The 18,134-nt window shown below is 53.1% G+C and carries 18 protein-coding genes; 10 read left to right on the top strand and 8 right to left on the bottom strand.

Annotated features, from left to right (window positions below):
• Positions 1–8 precede the first annotated feature (8 nt).
• The 5 genes from OXI60_00605 to OXI60_00625 all read right to left on the bottom strand — a co-directional run bounded on the left by OXI60_00605 (position 9) and on the right by OXI60_00625 (position 5,049).
• Positions 9–974: a hypothetical protein gene (locus OXI60_00605; GenBank protein MDE0308320.1), complete on the bottom strand. Its 966-nt coding sequence runs from the start codon at positions 972–974 to the stop codon at positions 9–11.
• Between the two features lie 294 nt (positions 975–1,268).
• Complete coding sequence (locus OXI60_00610; protein MDE0308321.1) at positions 1,269–2,069, bottom strand: hypothetical protein; 801 nt, start codon at positions 2,067–2,069, stop codon at positions 1,269–1,271.
• A gap of 277 nt (positions 2,070–2,346) precedes the next feature.
• Entirely contained in the window at positions 2,347–3,993 is a 1,647-nt protein-coding gene (locus OXI60_00615; GenBank protein ID MDE0308322.1) for a choline dehydrogenase, read from the bottom strand.
• 163 nt (positions 3,994–4,156) lie between these two features.
• Positions 4,157–4,795: a glutathione S-transferase family protein gene (locus OXI60_00620; GenBank protein ID MDE0308323.1), complete on the bottom strand. Its 639-nt coding sequence runs from the start codon at positions 4,793–4,795 to the stop codon at positions 4,157–4,159.
• Positions 4,796–4,854: 59 nt separating this feature from the next.
• Positions 4,855–5,049, bottom strand: coding sequence for a hypothetical protein (locus OXI60_00625; protein ID MDE0308324.1), 195 nt, complete (start codon positions 5,047–5,049; stop codon positions 4,855–4,857).
• Between the two features lie 481 nt (positions 5,050–5,530).
• On the opposite strand from OXI60_00625, the gene OXI60_00630 reads away from it, so the two are divergent.
• The 5 genes from OXI60_00630 (at position 5,531) to OXI60_00650 (ending at position 11,418) form a co-directional block, all read left to right on the top strand.
• Complete coding sequence (locus OXI60_00630) at positions 5,531–6,646, top strand: Ldh family oxidoreductase (GenBank protein ID MDE0308325.1); 1,116 nt, start codon at positions 5,531–5,533, stop codon at positions 6,644–6,646.
• Between the two features lie 406 nt (positions 6,647–7,052).
• On the top strand, positions 7,053–8,180 hold the full coding sequence (gene coxB / locus OXI60_00635; GenBank protein MDE0308326.1) for a cytochrome c oxidase subunit II: 1,128 nt from the start codon (positions 7,053–7,055) through the stop codon (positions 8,178–8,180).
• A gap of 55 nt (positions 8,181–8,235) precedes the next feature.
• Entirely contained in the window at positions 8,236–9,819 is a 1,584-nt protein-coding gene (gene ctaD / locus OXI60_00640; protein ID MDE0308327.1) for a cytochrome c oxidase subunit I, read from the top strand.
• Between the two features lie 125 nt (positions 9,820–9,944).
• A complete protein-coding gene (locus tag OXI60_00645) occupies positions 9,945–10,496 on the top strand; it encodes a cytochrome c oxidase assembly protein (protein MDE0308328.1) in 552 nt (183 codons plus the stop codon).
• Positions 10,497–10,545: 49 nt separating this feature from the next.
• Positions 10,546–11,418 (top strand): cytochrome c oxidase subunit 3, encoded by an 873-nt coding sequence (locus OXI60_00650; protein ID MDE0308329.1) that lies wholly within the window; start codon positions 10,546–10,548, stop codon positions 11,416–11,418.
• Between the two features lie 36 nt (positions 11,419–11,454).
• Here the strand turns inward: OXI60_00650 and OXI60_00655 are convergent, their stop codons facing one another.
• Entirely contained in the window at positions 11,455–11,676 is a 222-nt protein-coding gene (locus tag OXI60_00655; protein MDE0308330.1) for a DUF2909 domain-containing protein, read from the bottom strand.
• Positions 11,677–11,749: 73 nt separating this feature from the next.
• Here OXI60_00655 and OXI60_00660 point away from each other — a divergent pair, with 73 nt between their 5' ends.
• From OXI60_00660 to purB, 3 genes are all read left to right on the top strand, one after another.
• Positions 11,750–12,472: an SURF1 family protein gene (locus OXI60_00660; GenBank protein MDE0308331.1), complete on the top strand. Its 723-nt coding sequence runs from the start codon at positions 11,750–11,752 to the stop codon at positions 12,470–12,472.
• Positions 12,473–12,599: 127 nt separating this feature from the next.
• Entirely contained in the window at positions 12,600–13,514 is a 915-nt protein-coding gene (gene cyoE, locus OXI60_00665; GenBank protein ID MDE0308332.1) for a heme o synthase, read from the top strand.
• Positions 13,515–13,545: 31 nt separating this feature from the next.
• Entirely contained in the window at positions 13,546–14,934 is a 1,389-nt protein-coding gene (gene purB / locus OXI60_00670; GenBank protein ID MDE0308333.1) for an adenylosuccinate lyase, read from the top strand.
• A 17-nt stretch (positions 14,935–14,951) separates the two neighbouring features.
• On the opposite strand, the gene OXI60_00675 is transcribed toward purB, so the two are convergent.
• Positions 14,952–15,485: a hypothetical protein gene (locus tag OXI60_00675; GenBank protein ID MDE0308334.1), complete on the bottom strand. Its 534-nt coding sequence runs from the start codon at positions 15,483–15,485 to the stop codon at positions 14,952–14,954.
• Between the two features lie 16 nt (positions 15,486–15,501).
• Complete coding sequence (locus OXI60_00680) at positions 15,502–16,020, bottom strand: hypothetical protein (protein MDE0308335.1); 519 nt, start codon at positions 16,018–16,020, stop codon at positions 15,502–15,504.
• Between the two features lie 269 nt (positions 16,021–16,289).
• Here OXI60_00680 and OXI60_00685 point away from each other — a divergent pair, with 269 nt between their 5' ends.
• Complete coding sequence (locus OXI60_00685; protein ID MDE0308336.1) at positions 16,290–17,015, top strand: pseudouridine synthase; 726 nt, start codon at positions 16,290–16,292, stop codon at positions 17,013–17,015.
• Positions 17,016–18,131 (top strand): quinone-dependent dihydroorotate dehydrogenase, encoded by a 1,116-nt coding sequence (locus OXI60_00690; GenBank protein ID MDE0308337.1) that lies wholly within the window; start codon positions 17,016–17,018, stop codon positions 18,129–18,131.
• The last annotated feature ends 3 nt before the right edge of the window (positions 18,132–18,134 follow it).

Raw genomic sequence — 18,134 nt, forward strand, 5'->3', positions numbered from 1 at the left:
TTCAGGAATTAAAGTCCGAGCCAGGCGTCAATGCGATCAGGGTTGTTGGTAACCCATTCTCGTGCGACTTCACCGGCCTCCCGACCCTTTCCGGAAATTTCGAATGCGAAATTGCTGACGTCATCGGCTGTCAACGCGAATCGCTCAAAAAATTCGACGATCGCAGGCGATCGGTCCGCCAGGGAATTTGACCATGCGATCTGAACATTTTTCAACGCGTCTTTCGTTGCGACCATTGAATTTTCATACCAATCCGCAGAATCGGATGGCTGAACCATGACGTATTTTTCCGGGTCGTAGGTCGGCTCGGACAGCATCTCCACGTCAAACATGTACCAGATTGCATGAGGCTTGTAGCAATAAAATGCATATCCTTCACCTTTGGCGATCGAGTCCTTGACACGTGCGGTCTTGACACTTTCTTCGGCGCGAATCGGCTCGATGAAATCCAGCAGACCGTAGTCACGGACCTTGACTTCGTTGACATTGGCTGACGCCCATCCTGGTGCGCCGATCCACATCTCACCGCGACCATTGCCATCACTGTCCATCGCTCCCGCAACATCCGGTCGACTGAGGTCTGCAATGTCCGTGATGCTGAACTTGGCACCGAAGTCCTTGGATACGCAAAAACCCTGGTTTCCCTCATACGGATTGCTTGACAATGTCACAGTGCCCGCACCGTCAACATATTTCTTGGTAAAACTTTCCTGGTTTGGAAGCCATACGTCAGGGTGTACGTCAATGTCGCCCTTACCCTGATCCATGGCCTGAAAGATTGTAGCGTTATTGCCCGGGACCAACTCAGCCTCGCCGCCGATTCGCATTTCAACGACAGATGCCAGAAGGTGTGCAATCGCTTGCGCACCAGTCCAGGATGGAACACCAATCTTGACCGATTCACTGGCCAGTACTGGTGTTGCAACCATGGTCATCACCGTTGCCAACACTATTGCTCGTAGTTTCCTAATCATAGTTTCCTCCTATGGATCTTATTTCCGGATATCTCCGGTATTAAAAAACTGACACACATGACTGACTGTCTCAGCCAGTCATTTCACCGTATTTTTGTGTAGTGTCCTGGATTGAGTCAAGACAGGACGTTTCTTTATTTTTACATCGATTATCGCAACTGCCTGCCGATTTTAACAAACTGCTATCGCAGGGGATGCGATTCTATTGAGGCCTGCAGCTCGCCTCACCGAGATGTACACTGCCCCCAACACCGCATTGCATTTCTTTTTGGAAAAGCCGGCTGCCAATGTCTGTCAGTGAACCGTCGCTTGCGGACCGCTGCCGCCCGTCAGTTCCCTGAGATAGTGCGGATATGGCGCAGGCACAAACCTTCCATGGCCGTTCATGCCGTGAGTGTGTATAGGTTTGAATCCCTCAGGCGGCTGACACAGACGAAAAGTGTCGGCACCGAACCTCAACAACTGCACGCCGGCTTGCCACACCTTTTCCTCATCGTCGCTATTGATTATGCCCACCGCTATGAAAGGATAAATCGGGGTGAGGGCCAGCTCCGGAAACATCACCCGAACGTTGCCAATCTGACGAAACACCTGACTGAGCGCTTCGTCACTGAACTTGTGCTTGATCTCAAACACAAAGGCCGCCTTATCTTGGTCGGATTTCGCCCACGCATCAATTTGCACCCGCACTCCGTTATAAGAGCCTGTTAAACCGCCCAAAAAGTCCGCCTTCAGCTGTTCTTTAACAATACGCTCAATTGACGGCATCGCCAGATGCTCGACAAACTCACCGCGTGTGTTGCCGAAGTTACCAAGCTGGATGCCGATCTCTCTCAACTTCGCGTCGGTCTTTTCAAGCTGTGCTTCAGTCTTCCGAATCTGTGCGTCAGTCTTCCGACTCTGTGCGTTGGTTTCCCGAATCTGTGCTTCGGTCTTTCGAATCTGCGCGTCAGTCTTTCGAAACTCTGCTTCAGTCTCTTTCCGACTCTCCGCAACCTCCCTGAGTATCTTGTAGATATCAGCAAAGCGATACTCATTTATTTCCTGGGCCCTTTCGGCATCGTCGAACGACCTGATTTTATCAACTGGGGGCATAATAAATTTGCTCCTGGATACTTGCTGTATCCGTATTCATTTTCGTCATCCCGTTTGAGACTTTGATTGTATTACAGTGTGACTCGAGAGGCTGAGTCATTCGCATAACGTTTCGGGCGGTATAAGCACCTTTTTGATCCGGCACACTTTATCTTGCGTATTGTCGGAGGATTTCTGCGGTGTTATCTTTTAAAACCGGATTGAATCGCGCCCAACGGTTCGGAACGCGAACAACAAGTCATGTCCTTTCATTTCTCCTGTGTTCCATGATTGGCTGCTACCGCTGACAGTTCATATAGTCCGGATTGTGCCAGACTTCGGTTTCGATAACCGGCAGCGGCTCAATCCCCACAATCGCGTCGCCGAGTTTTTCCGCAATCATGATAGTGGGACCGTTGGTGTTGCCGTTTGTCACCCGCGGCATGATCGACGCATCGACTACCCGTAAACCTTGCAGACCATGCACTCGGCCCTGGCCGTCCACAACCGCGCCCCCGTCCGTGCCCATCCGGGCAGTGCCCGACAGATGCCACTGGGTGTTGCAATGCGAACTGATCACAGCGTCAAGCTCGCTCTGGCTTTCCGCTCTCGAACCCGGGAAAATCTCCTCCCCGCATAGCTCGTTGAAAGCAGGCTGCCGAATCAGTTCGCGCACCAGACGAATACCCTTGCGCAGCACTTCGCGATCGCGAGAATCATTCATATAGTTGGCCGCAATGCGCGGAGAATCAGCAGGGTCGGCACTGCGCAATTCGATTCTGCCGCGGCTGAACGCCCGCATCAGACCAACATGGATCTGGAACGCATGGCTCGGGAGGACGTTCCATGTCTGGTTATCCACTGCGACCGGTGTGATGGTAAGCTGGAGATCAGGATAGTCCACCCCGCAATCGGAGCGGATACACGCGACCGCCTCAAACTGGTTGGACGCACAGGTACCACGCCGCGTGACAAGCCAGCGAATTCCAGCGGCGATTCGCCCGACAGGTCTGGTCTTCGGCCACAGGGTGACCGGCTTCAGACACTCGTATTGCATCACAAAATCAGGATGATCGTTCAGGTTCTGACCAACGCCCGGAAGGTGGTGCAAAACCTCGATACCAAGTTCCTGCAAGTGATCGGCCGGCCCGACTCCCGAAACCATCAGAATCTGCGGCGTGCCGACCGCACCGGCGCAGAGTATCACCTCCCTTCGCGCGCGCACAGTGGCAGATCGACCGCCTTGGTGATACGTCACCCCGTCTGCACGGCCGTCATCAATAACAATCTTCTGTACGTGTGCATTGGTCTGAATCTCCAGATTGGTCCGAGGCCTTGCCCGATCGAGATAGGCGCGCACCACGCTCCAGCGTTCGCCGCGATAAATCGAGGAGTCCAGCAAACCAAATCCCTCCTGAACGTAGCCATTGATGTCATCCGTCCCGGGATAACCCGCTTGCTCACCTGACTTCAGAAACGCGTGAACCAGTGGGTTGTCGGGAGCCGAACGCTGGACGTGTAACGGTCCACTGCCTCCTCTGAAATCATCCTCGCCGTGTGAGTAGTTCTCCATCCGCTTGAAGTACGGCAGCACGTGTGCATACCCCCAGCCCTCGCAGCCGCTTTTCTGCCAGCCATCATAATCCCTTGCGTGGCCGCGAATGAATATCATGCCGTTGATTGACGACGATCCGCCCAGTGTCTTGCCCCGGTCATGCTGTAGCCGCCGGCCGTTCAACTCGGGCTCCGGCTCGCCCTGAAAGGCCCAGTTGTGCTTTGTACTGTTGAGATGGGCAAGCACCGCCGCCGGCATTCTCAGCGACAGCGTCTCGTTGTCGCCACCTGCCTCCAGCAACAATACGCTGGATTGACCATCGCGGCTCAGCCGTTCTGCCAATACACTCCCGGCTGATCCTGCACCGACGATAATATAGTCAAACTTCACTTCGGACAGGTCATGCCAGCGGGTGATCTCACCGGCAATAACTCCCTTAAGGCATTGATTTCAGGCATATTCATATGACATCTGACGTTTCGCTGCTCACCGCATCGGCGCAAGGCCCGCCCCCGGCTGGTCTGTCAGATTCCGACCAATACCGCAGCCGACGTCAATACTGCGGATTTTCGATCCACGGTTGGTAAACCATCTGCACGCTGGGTCGCTGCACAACGAGGTCCGCAATTCGCTTGACGTTGGCGAACTCATCAACAGTCGGATGATCCAACGCCGCTCTTAACCACGTAGTCAGCATGAACAGATAAATGTCAGCCGCACTGAATCGGTCACCCAGCACCCATTGGTTGTCGCCGATCTGATCGTCGATCACCTGCCAGGTTTCCCTCAAGCGCCGGACACCGCGCCTTTGCGCACTTGGCTCATCGGCTGGCGTGTCGACAAAACGGTCTGGGTAATATGTCAGTTGAAACGCATTCTGAACAGAATTGGAAAAATACACCAGCGTCTGCAAGAATAGCCCGCGAGTCGGATCATCAACAGTCGGCGCAAGCTGTGCTTCGGGATGGCTATCGCATAAATGGACAGTAATCGCAGCGCATTCGTACATTGCACCACCCTCCCATAACAGTACCGGCACCCAGCCGTTGGGATTGACGGCCAATTGCTCAGGAGGACGGGGTTGGTCCATGTCAACCACCGCCTCGATCAATTCATAGGTCACACCGATTTCCTCCAGCATGACTCTCACACCCATGGATGCCGTTTTATTTGCGTAATACAGTCTGTACATCTTGGTAATTTCCTATAGGTAAACGGGATGCAGTGCAAGCGATCCGAACCGAGCCGTCCTCATTGTGCAACACACAATCCCTCGCCCGCAATTCGATCGACAATTGAAACAATACGGTACTTCTCGCATCCAACCGGCTTTTCGATCAGTTTGCCGTCAATTGCAGCAAGGTCGGTATCTGCCGACTCGAACTCAGCAATCACCTGATATGCCCGGGTAATCTGATCCTCAGATGGTCTGAAAATCCTGCTCAATGGCACAATCTGCCCCGGATGAATCGAGCCCTTTCCCCAAAAAAAACTTGTTATTCGAATAGGTCTTGTTACGTTGGTCAGTCAATTTTACCCATTAGGATTTTTGCGTTGAGGTTAATTTCCCGTTGCGACCAGGCACGCATCATCTTGCATCGGTCGCCATGGATATCGAAATGGAACGAGACAGTCTGAGTCGGGACAGGCTCATTCAGATCGGACCTGATCAACCAACCGTCTCATCCTACACGGACTGAACTGCAAAGCAGAAATTTCCCGACTTCCATTTGATAGGGCAATGCACTCAATCAACTATTGATTGCGATGCGCGTGAAGCCGAAGTCCATTCGTAAATCAGAGCAGCAGAATTTTTCACAAAACAGAACAATTTTTCTGAAATCCCAGCTGTCATTTCTAATACATTATCCCCAACCAGATCATACCGTCTTTGACGGGTCCTCTTTAACCCACTTTTTTGCAGCTTATGGGTTCATCAACGAAAGAACTGTCTTCCAAACTTGACTACGACGGAAAAAGGGTCAGCGTGCCGGCCGGCCATGCAATCACCCTGATCACAGAAATATTTCACAATATCGGCTGTGATGTGAACGCCGCATCCACTGTTGCACAGCATCTTGTCGATACCAGTCTGTGTGGTATGGAAAGTCACGGTGTGATGCGCACACTGCAATACGCGGAGCAGATGCAGACCGGCTATCTGAACCCGCATGCACAACCGTGGCTGGATACTTCCGACCCCGCCAACGAATTCGTTGACGGTGATGGTGGAATCGGGATTCCGGCAATGCAATTGGCCTACGAACGCGTGATCATTCGCGCAAGGGAATTGGGAATCTCATCGATTTCAGTACTGAATACCGGTCATTCCGGCCGGCTCGGCGCGTTTGCGGAGCAGGCGGCGGAAAAGGGGTTTTTCACCATATGCATTGGTGGCGGAAACCGCAAGAGCTGGAGGCAGGTCGCACCACATGGCGGGGCGCGGGCCATGTTGCCGACAAATCCCTGGTGTATCGGACTGCCCGGCGGGGAGCTCGGACCTGTGGTTGTTGACTTCGCCACTTCCAAGATCGCAGGCGGCTGGGTCTATGCCGCACGTTCAGCTGGCGCGCGTCTGCCCGAAGACTGTCTGATTGATCGCGACGGGAACCCGACCCAGGACCCGGAGGACTACTTCAACGGCGGTGCAATACTGCCGGCAGGCGGGCATAAGGGGTACAGCCTGGCGTTGATCGGTGAATTGATTGCCGAGGCCCTGCTCGGACCCATCAAGACAGAGAGTAACTGGCTGGTGATTGCGTTCGACACAACGAAACTGCGAGCAGGCACGCAGTTTGAGTCAGCCGCGGAAGAAGTGCTGGAGGAGTTGCGCAACTGTCCACCCGCGCCCGGCTTTGAGAGAGTGGAAATTCCAGGTGAGCGGGAGCGTAATCACAGTCAGGCGAGCAATGGGCGGGTCGCAGTTCCCGAGCGCACATGGCGACAGATCTGTGATCTGCATGACAGACTCGCTCAGGCGCACAGTTCGCCGGTATGGGTTTCGCCATCATGCGCAGGCGGGTATTACCCTGAAATAATGTAAGTCCACTATTCTTCCCATAGATATAATACCCACCTTATTCGGCACATGGACAATCTGGCCGGTAAGGGTCAAGGTTTCCTATTGCATTCCGTTGGCAACCAAGTCTTGGAGACACGCGTGGTCGATCCTGATGTGTTGGAGCTGTTCGGGACCGAGTTCAATCAACCGCAAACCGACGTGCAAGTCATGCAGTGAAACGAGTTGTCTGGCGATCGTGTCCAGGGCATAGATACGTCATTCGCGTTTAGGTCTTGAACGCAACCTTCGCGTTTCCTTGGGACAGGTTCCTGTTCTCTCGAAGTTTCCGGTCAGCGGTTTGAAGCAGCATCGTTACCAACTTTTGATAAATGTGATTGTGAATGTTATATAAAGCAGTGCAAGTCAAAGCCCATAAGGGAGACAGTTGATGTCAAGAGTATTTTTCAGACTACGAAACCTCGTTCGGCTCGCAGCGGGCGCACTCGCGTTCCTGCCATATCGTGCTTTTGCGGAATGGGGGCTCAATCTCCCGCCGCCGTCCACACCGATCGCCGACCGTATCCTGGATCTGCACAACGCCATCATGTTGGTCTGCCTGGTCATCTTCATCGTTGTATTCGGCGTCATGTTCTATTCGCTGTATGCACATCGAAAAAGCCGCGGGCACGCAGCGCATCAGTTCAGTCACAACTCCAAACTGGAAGTGGTCTGGACAGTCATCCCGTTTCTCATTCTTGTCGGCATGGCCATTCCGTCAACTGCGACGCTGCTCTTCATGGAAGATACGACCGAATCCGATCTGACAGTCAAGATTACCGGCTACCAATGGAAATGGGAATACGAGTACATTGACCACGACATCAACTTCTTCAGCAACCTGTCCACACCGCGCGCACAGATTGAGAACCGCGAACCCAAAGGGGAGCACTACCTGCTTGAGGTCGACAATCCTGTCGTGCTGCCGGCCAACCGGAAAATTCGTTTTCTACTCACATCCAACGATGTCATCCATGCGTGGTGGATTCCGAAATTTGGCGTCAAGAAGGACGCCATCCCGGGTTATATCAACGAATTCTGGGCGACTGTCGACGAACCCGGTGACTATCGCGGACAGTGTGCGGAACTGTGCGGCAAGGATCATGGCTTCATGCCGATCGTCGCCAACGTGATGGCCGCTGAGGATTTCGACAGCTGGATCGCTGACCAGCAGACCATGAAGGTCGCTTCGATGGCAGAAGCTGACCGGGTCTGGAGCATGGAAGAGCTGATGGCGCATGGTGAGGAAGTCTATTTTCAGTGTATCGCCTGTCACGGAGATCAGGGACAGGGAGTGCCGCCGACGTTTCCCCCGCTTACCGGCAATGCTGTCACCATCGGCCCCATTGCGGAACATATCAACGTTGTAATGAACGGACGGCCGAATACCACGATGGTCGCATTCAGGGACCAGCTCAGCGACGAGGATATCGCCGCAGTCATCACCTACGAACGAAATGCGTTGGGCAACAGTGTCGGCGACCTGGTCCAGCCATCCGAAATCAAGGCCTTGCGCTAGATCAACGAATCAATGAACAGACTATTGTCTTTAGGAATTTTCAGGTAATCAAACCATGTCAGCAGCACATACCGATACACACGACGACCACCACGATCATCGGCCTTCCGGCATCATGCGTTGGCTGACCACCACCAACCACAAGGATATCGGAACCATGTATCTGATATTTTCGCTGATGATGTTTTTTGTCGGTGGGGTGATGGCGCTTGCCATACGTGCTGAACTTTTCCAGCCCGGCTTGCAGCTCGTCAATCCGGAACTCTTCAATTCATTGACCACCATGCATGCGCTGATCATGATATTCGGTGCCATCATGCCGGGGTTTGTCGGCTTTGCCAACTGGCTGATTCCGATGATGATCGGAGCGCCGGACATGGCGCTTCCGCGCATGAATAACTGGAGTTTCTGGATTCTGCCTTTTGCCTTCGCGATGCTCTTGGGCAGTCTGTTCACTGCAGGCGGCGGACCCGCATCAGGGTGGACGCTTTACGCACCCTTGTCAGTTCAGGGTGGCGCCGGTGTGGATATGACCATTCTGTCCATTCATATGATGGGAATCTCATCAGTGCTCGGCGCGATCAACATCATCGTGACAATCATGAATATGCGCGCGCCAGGCATGCACATGATGAAGTTGCCGCTTTTTGTATGGACATGGCTGATCACCGCGTTCTTGCTGATCGCGGCGATGCCGGTGCTCGCCGGAGCGGTGACCATGCTGCTGACCGACCGCCATTTCGGAACTGCATTTTTTGATCCTGCAGGAGGCGGCGACCCGGTCCTGTTTCAGCACATTTTCTGGTTTTTCGGTCACCCCGAAGTCTACATCCTGATTCTTCCCGCCTTCGGTATCGTCTCACAGATCGTGCCGACATTTTCCCGCAAGCCACTTTTCGGCTACGACTCAATGGTTTTCGCAACCGCCGGCATCGCTTTCCTGTCGTTTATCGTGTGGGCACATCACATGTTCACGGTAGGCATGCCACTGGCCGGTGAGTTGTTTTTCATGTATGCGACGATGCTGATCGCGGTGCCGACCGGGGTCAAGGTATTCAATTGGGTGGCCACGATGTGGCGCGGCTCGCTCACCTTTGAGACACCGATGCTGTTCGCGATCGCAGTCGTGTTCCTGTTCACCATCGGCGGCCTGTCGGGACTGATGCTCGCAATCGTGCCGGCGGACTTCCAGTATCACGACACCTATTTTGTCGTCGCACATTTCCACTACGTGCTATTCGCCGGTTCCATCATGGCAATGATGGGCGCAACCTACTACTGGTTGCCGAAGTGGACCGGACGCATGTATTCCGAACCGCTGGGCAAGGCGCATTTCTGGCTGACGACGATATTCTTCAACGTTACCTTTTTTCCACAGCACTTTCTCGGCCTTGCGGGTATGCCCAGAAGGATACCGGACTATGCGGTACAGTTCTCAGAATTCAATCTGATTTCGTCACTGGGGGCGTTCGGGCTGGGTCTGTCGCAACTCATCATGGTATACGTCATCATCCAGTGCGTCAGAGGCAGGGCTCAGAAAGCGACCGATCAGGTCTGGGAAGGCGCCGAGGGACTTGAGTGGACCGTATCGTCACCGCCTCCGTACCACACGTTCTCAACACCGCCAACGGTGAAGTAGAACCATGTCATCGGATCAACTGGCAGCGAACATGTCGAAAAATGCGAAACTGGCTGCACTTCTGGGTGCCATTGCGATTGCGTTTTTCGTGGCAATCATGGTGATTCAATCCTCGCATTAGTGAGATGAGCGAACCCACCCGGAAAACCCGCCTGTCCAATCGTCGAATTGCGATCGCACTGACCGCAACCGTTTTTGTCATGTTCGGTTTTGGCTATGCGCTGGTACCGCTGTATGATCTTTTCTGTGAGATTACAGGTATCGGCGGAAAACCAACCGTTGCTGTCCAGCAAAGTGACGACCCCGGAATCAATATTGACTTGGACCGGCAAGTCTGGGTGGAGTTTACGGGGAATTCCACCAATGGGCTTCCGTGGACAATCAAGCCGCAGGTCAGCAAGACAAAAGTCAGTCCAGGTGAAGTTCATGAGGTGAACTATCTGGTCCGGAACACTTCCGGACGGGATATAGTCGGACAGGCGATACCGAGCGTGACACCGATGCAGTCGGCCCGCCATGTAGTCAAGATCGAGTGCTTCTGCTTCAACAACCAGAGTCTGGCCGCAGGCGAGGAAAAACTGATGCCGGTACGGTTCTACGTTGATCCGGAATTGGAACAAGATACCCGCACTGTCACCCTGTCATACAGTTTTTTTGAGGTCAGGAATTCCAGCTGACCGAATTACCGTCTATTCAAAATATACCGATTCACAAAGAGGACAACCAATGAGCGCTAACGGTGATTATTATCTACCAGACCCCAGTCCATGGCCTCTGGTCGCTTCAGTCGGGCTGTTCACACTGGCCGGCGGATTTGTAATGCTGGTAAACGATGTCAACGTCGCACCGTGGGTGATGCTTGTCGGTGGACTGATCATCGCATTCATGATGTTCGGCTGGTTCGGAATTGTAGTCAAGGAAAGTGAGGCCGGACAGTACAACGCACATGTTGACGTGTCATTTCGAATGGGGATGCTGTGGTTTATCTTTTCCGAAGTCATGTTCTTCGCCGGATTCTTCGGCGCACTGTTCTATCTGCGAAATCTCGCTGTTCCGTGGCTTGCGGAGACCGATATCCTGTGGATGGGTTTCGACGGCGGATGGCCGACAGCCGGACCGATGGGCCCGGAACTTCTTCCAGCTGACACGGCAGCAGGCGCAGGTCAGTTCTCAACCATTGGCGCATGGGGAATTCCCGTGTGGAATACGATCATTCTGCTGTCGTCAAGCGTTACCGTTACGTTTGCGCATTGGGCACTGAAGAAGAACCAGCGCACAGCGTTGGTTGTCTGGATGGCGATTACAGTAGTTTTGGGATTCCTGTTCCTGTATCTTCAGGGCTTCGAATACTTCCATGCCTATTCAGATCTTGGTCTGACACTGGGAACCGGAGTCTACGGCGCGACATTCTTCATGCTGACCGGGTTTCACGGTTTTCACGTCACCATCGGCGCCATCATTTTGGCCATCATCACGATACGCTGCGTGCGGGGACATTTCAAACCTGACCACCATTTCGCATTCGAGGCGGCGGCCTGGTACTGGCATTTCGTCGATACGGTCTGGGTGGGTCTGTTTATATTTGTGTATGTTGTATAGGTGCGGGTTCAGTCAGAATCACTGACTGAAGCCACCTCACTGCGGCAGGGGGATCGTATTACTGGGTGTGATCCAACCGAAATGGATTCCCGCGATTATCGTCAACAGGAGAATGACCCAGATCGCGATTCGTGCAGTCAAAGCCCTGACCGTCCGCGTCCCTTTTCCGCGATCCTTGAGCATATACCAAAATGCTGATCCAAGGCTCCACAGCATCAGAACAAGCAGTACGGCAATGATGATTTTTTCAAACGGCATGTAACGCCTTGATGCTTGATGAATTCGGTTGCTATTTTATCAGTCACACCCATCTGGAATTCGACGCATAAACATGAAAGTCAGGTTTCGTCCACGACCGGTACCAACTTTGTGTACGATTGTTCTGGTACCGATACTGGTGGGATTGGGGCTGTGGCAAACGGATCGGGCGGAGCAAAGAACGGCCACACTTGAGCTGTATACGACACGGATTGATTCACCCCCGATCACCATCGGTGCGGCTTTGGAATCACCCGAAGAAATCGAGTATCGTCAGGTGCGTACCGGCGGTACCTGGGATCAGAGTCGGGAATTTTTCCTGGACAATCAGGTCTCCAGCAGACGGGCCGGCTACCATGTCATCACACCATTGTTACTGCAAGGCGGCACGACCGCGGTTTTGGTGAACCGAGGCTGGATTCCTGCCGCTGCAGACCGCAGCATTGTGCCGCATACGCAGCCCTTGACCGGCACAGCTGATGTTGTCGGCGTAGCGGTTATCCCCGCACAGGATGCATTCACCCTTGAGGATGACGGCCCTCTTGACGAACATTCATCGCCGGTGTGGCAGGTGCTGGATTTCCAGCGATTCGAAGACGCCGCACCCTACTCCTTGCAGGGATTCGTCATTCAGCTCGACCCTGCGATGACAGGAGGATTCGAGCGCGATTGGAAGCCTCCCAGCGATGAGTGGGTTTTCCGGCATAAGGCGTATGCATTCCAGTGGTTTACACTGTGTGCAGCCTTGCTTGTGATATACTTTCTTTTTGCTTTTCGTCCGCACAAAGAGTCCTGAAACAGTTCCATCTACCGCATCATTTGGCCGTTTTATTGTCAGGGCCGGTTACCAGGCGGACATTTGGAATTTCCGGCCTTTCACGACATAGATTGAACGCTTAGACCCGACAAGCTGTTACTGAACGATGACGTCTGAAGTTTCCACCCATACCCGTTCACTTTCGACACGGGAACTGGCCCGGGAATATTATCAAATTACCAAGCCGCGTGTAGTCGGGCTGATCATGTTCACGGCAATAGCGGGCATGTTTCTGGCATCACCGACACTGCCGGGTATTTCCGTACTCCTATTGGCTACGATCGGAATCGGACTTGCAGCAGCATCTGGTGCGGCAGTCAATCACGTCCTTGATGAAGACAAGGATTTCCTGATGAAGCGGACGCGGAACCGTCCGTTGCCGTCAGGAACGATCGACACCCGTTCAGCAATGATTTTCGCCTGTATGCTTGCAGCCATCTCGATGCTGGTTCTGGTTCTGGGTGTCAACACACTGACCGCGTTTCTGACTTTCGCCTCCCTGATCGGGTATGCGGTGATTTACACGATTTTTCTCAAGTATGCCACGCCGCAGAACATTGTTATCGGCGGCGCAGCCGGTGCGATGCCACCGGTACTGGGCTGGACCGCAGTGACCGGTACGCTGAGTTCGGATGCGGTCCTGCTGTTCTTGATCATATTCTGCTGGACACCCCCGCATTTCTGGGCATTGGCGCTTTATCGTGCGCAGGATTACCAGACCGCTGAGATTCCGATGCTGCCAGTCACCCATGGCGAAAAGCTGACAAGGCTGCATGTCATGCTATACACAGTTCTGCTTACCGCGGTGACGATCATGCCATTCGCGACAGGAATGTTCGGGTACATCTATCTTTCCGCTGCGCTGGTATTGAACACAGTCTTCATATTGCTGACAGTACGACTCTACGTTCGATATACCGATCAGCTTTCGCGACGGGTTTTCAAGTTCTCGATACAGTACCTCGCCGCCTTGTTCACAATGATGCTGATCGACCACTATCTGATGGCAGCGATCGCATAAGTCGTTCGGAACACAGTCTCGGATCAAAAAGTTGACCGACACAGATTACAGCCCCGCCATCTGCGCACTGTCTCCACTGGATGGTCGCTACCACCATAAAGTTGAGCCGCTTCGTGAGATTTTCAGCGAACTCGGTTTGATCCGTTACCGATTGCATGTGGAGGTTGAGTGGCTGATTGCACTTGGCAGTCTGGAGCCTGTGGCCGAGCTCAACGAATTCACGCCGCAGACCATCAGCCATCTGCGATCGCTGGTGAATGATTTTTCGGTTGATGAAGGACATGAAGTCAAGGCAATCGAACGAAAGACCAATCACGACGTCAAGGCGCTCGAATACTACATGAAAGACAGCCTGAGTGACATGCCCGCACTGGCAGGCTCACTGGAGTTCATTCACTTTGGCTGCACCTCGTACGATATCAATGACAACTGCTTCGGACTGATGCTGACCGATGCGCGCAATCAGGTTCTGGTTCCGGCGGTTGAGAATCTGATCTCACTCATTTCAGATATGGCGACAAGCCTCGCGGACGTTCCGATGCTGTCCCGTACGCACGGACAACCGGCCTCACCAACTACGGTCGGAAAGGAACTGCGTGTTTTCGCGCACCGGCTTGAGGGCCAGAATAGATCCTTTGCCGAAATTCCAATCAATGGCAAGCTGAGCGGAGCAGTCGGAAACTTCAATTCGTTACATGCAGCCTATCCGGAAATCGACTGGCCTTCGGTCGCCAGGGAGTTCGTCGAGTCCCTGGGCCTGACCTATAACCCGATCACCACACAGACCGAGGCACACGACTACATCGCTGAGTACAGTCACTGTCTGCATCGTATCAATTCGATTCTGCTTGACCTATGCCGCGATATCTGGGGCTATATCTCAATCGGATACTTCTCACAGAAAACCATCGCCTCGGAAGTTGGTTCATCAGCAATGCCGCACAAGGTCAACCCGATCGACTTCGAGAATGCCGAAGGAAATCTTGGAATCGCAAACGCAATATTCGATCATCTGGCAGATAAACTTCCGGTGAGTCGCTGGCAAAGAGATCTCAGTGACTCAACGGTGTTGAGAAATCTTGGTGTGCCGATCGGTCATAGCCTCATCGCCTATCAGTCCATCGCGGCCGGACTTGGTAAACTCACTGTGAACCAGTCAAGAATTTCGGAAGATCTCGATCGCAGCTGGGAAGTGTTGAGCGAGGCGGTACAGACGGTACTTCGAAAACACGGCGGCGAACTCCCCTACGAAAAACTAAAGGAGCTGACGCGGGGGGTTGCCATCTCGGCCGCTCAAATAGAATCTTTTATCAGCGAACTTGACCTGCCGGACGAGGAAAAACGCAGGCTCTCGGAACTGACCCCTGCCGACTACAGGGGCATCGCCGAACAACTGGCCAAAACTACCCCGTCAGGCTAACCCCGAACCGCACACCGTCAGTTGCACGAAGGAGCGATCTGTTTCAGCAGATAGCGGTCCGAGGCGGTGAGTGTGAATGTTCCTGATGTAACACCATCATCGATCGAAAATCCAACCTCGGTTGTTTCCGGTAACATCATTGAGCCGACAAATCTGACAATCGATTCATACTCGGTATCACCCGATCCCCGATAGAAAAACAATCCCGCTGACTGAAATTCGGACGGTGCAAGCCATTGCTGTGTGAATCGTCCCTCAGGTGCGTCCAAAGTGACCCTGCTGACGGAAGTTCTGCCAGCGATTTGATTATGCGTGATGATCAGGAACAACCCTGGATTGCAGTTGATCGTCAGTGTCGGCGTGCCGACACTCGACGGCTTGGAATACCTGCCCCTGCAAACAATCGAACGTTCCGGTGTGATAACCAGACAGTTTTCCGACTGGATTGGATCTGGTCCGATATGATCACTGCTATCAGCTCGCGTGCTCTCAAGACCAAGTAACAGGCCAAGCGCAAGAATCGGGAGGATATGTATTCTGACATCTGTCACCACAAACACGAAACCCCTAATTCTCCAGCTCGGCGCAGTTTGCCACGTATTTGCAGATCACTCGATACTCCTCCCCTGTCAATGCAATCGACCCCTCGACGTTCGCCGACTCAATGGTGAACGAGAACTGCTTGGTGTTGGGGTCGGCAAGCCCTGCTACAAGGCCGACATAAACGGGACTGAGCTGACCGATTGGGCTGGGAATGAATGAAGCCCGTTCGTCCAATACCATCCAAGTGCTGGTGTCTTTCCGTGCGTTCATATCCCAGCTGATTGTTCTCACTTCTGTCTCCGTCGCTGCCTCGAGATGACGAAGCATCACTATCTGGCCGCGTTCGAAACACCTAAACAGCGCAAATTCGTCAGCGAGTTCGTGGAAGGCCGGGGCGGAATTGCTGCAGTATAGAATATAGCGGCCCTCAAGCCAGCAATTCCCATTTCCGAATATTCCGTATAGACTGGGTACCGACTGTGCGTTTGCGCTGCCACCAAACAGGAAAACAACGCAGATAGCAACGAATTTCAGTTTGCTCAATTTCACTGGATGTCCGACAAGTCGAGGTCAATGATGCATTCAGTCCGTACATTACACGTACTGAACTGGAGAAAGCGACAATAACGATAATTCGAACGGGTCTGAAACTCAAATTTAGATAATTCTGTATACTTTCCAGGCACAGATGAGTTTTTCCTATCTCCCGGAGAACCAATTCAGTCTTTCCCCGTTGTGGTTGTGCCGGAATCAGGATGAGCAATACCGGTTACACAATTCAGTGAATCCTCAAACTGTATTCGCAATCTGATATGAGACTTTCAAAATATCTGTCACAAAATGGAATCTGCTCGAGACGGGAAGCCGAGAGTTTCATTCGCAGAGGATGGATCAAGGTCGATGGCGAGGTTGTTCGACGGTTGGGCACAACAATCTCCAACGGCAGTCAGGTCGCTCTTCATCCTGAGCTTCAGAAATTTCAGGCCAGTCTCACTACAATCCTGATGAACAAGCCTGTCGGCTATGTGTCCGGCCAACCCGAGAAGGGTTATAAGCCAGTGCTGTCCCTGCTGACGAAACCTAGACAGCACATCAACCCCGGGCAATCGGACGGCCCAAGCGTCAGGTGGCCGATCAGGAATCTTGCGCCGGCGGGTCGGCTGGATATTGATTCCAGTGGTTTGTTGGTGTTCACACAGGACGGCAGAATCGCACAGCGGTTGATCGCACCGGACTCTGCCGTGGAAAAGGAGTACCTGGTCAGAGTGGACAGGAAAGTGACAGATCAGCAGATTCGGAATCTGGCCCACGGCCTTACGCTGGATGACGTCAAACTCAAACAGGCAAAAGTCGAGCTTTTGGATGCAGACTATATGCGGATCGTTCTGACCGAGGGTCGAAAAAGGCAAATCAGGAGGATGTGTAATCTGGTCGGACTGGAAGTAAAAGGACTGAAACGTGTCCGGATCGGGCAGGTTCGTCTCGGTTCCCTTAAATCGGGTATGTGGCGAGTGCTCACACAACAAGAAAAATTCTGAATGATCGGTTACAACTGTATCAGACCATTTTTGATGCGCCTTGATGCGGAAACCGCTCATGACCATACGCTGAGGCTGTTGAATGTCATTTCCCGCTGCCGGGTGCTCAGGGCGCTGGAACGTGGAGTTGTGGGCAGTCGGGTACCGGATCTCCCGGTCAGTGTATTCGGCAAGAGTTTTCGCAATCCTGTCGGGCTCGCGGCAGGGTTCGACAAGGATGCGGTCGCGTTCAAGGCACTGTCCGGCATAGGATTTGGTTTTGTCGAACTCGGAACCGTCACACCTGAGCCGCAGCCGGGCAATCCGCGCAACCGGTTGTTTCGGGTACCGGGCGATCTGGCGATCATCAATCGACTCGGCTTCAACAGTGCCGGCCTGGAAGTGTTCAGGCGCAATCTCAAGCGGATTCGAGCGGATTCGAATGCCGCACTGGTCGGAATCAATATAGGCAAGAACACCGCCACCTCGAACGAACTTGCGGTTCAGGACTACGTCCGGTGCCTGGAAGACATTTACGAGTATGCCGACTATGTCGCCATCAATGTATCCTCACCAAATTCTCCCGGTCTGCGGGATCTGCAGGACACAGCCAATCTAGACCGTCTGCTTGACGCAATCATGCAAAAAAGAGACGATCTTGCGACGATAGCCGGGCAAGTGGTGCCGATCGCATTGAAAATCTCACCCGACTTGGACAAAGGCAGTATTGAATCCATTGCCGACATCGTCCAAGAGAAAAACATCAGTGCTGTAATTGCAACCAACACGACAGTCACCCGACCCGGTTCCCATGCCCATCCTGTCTACAGCGAATCCGGAGGACTCAGCGGAAAACCCCTGGCTGACCTGTCAACACAGGTCATCCGCACTTTTGCCGAGGCTTGCGATCATCAAATCCCGATCATCGGAGCGGGCGGTGTTTTCAGTGCTGAAGACGCATGGAACAAGCTGATGGCAGGTGCCTGCCTGATTCAGATTTACTCTTCGTTGATTTACAGGGGGCCTTCAGTGGTAAGGAAAATTGTGAAGGGAATCAAACAGCGTGCGAATCAGTTTGATGACAATGATTTCAATGCCGCGTTGAAACTGGCTCGGGAAAGTCACCGCATGACCTGACCA

Source organism: Acidiferrobacterales bacterium, from assembly GCA_028820695.1.
In the GTDB taxonomy this organism is placed as follows: Bacteria; Pseudomonadota; Gammaproteobacteria; order Arenicellales; family JAJDZL01; genus JAJDZL01.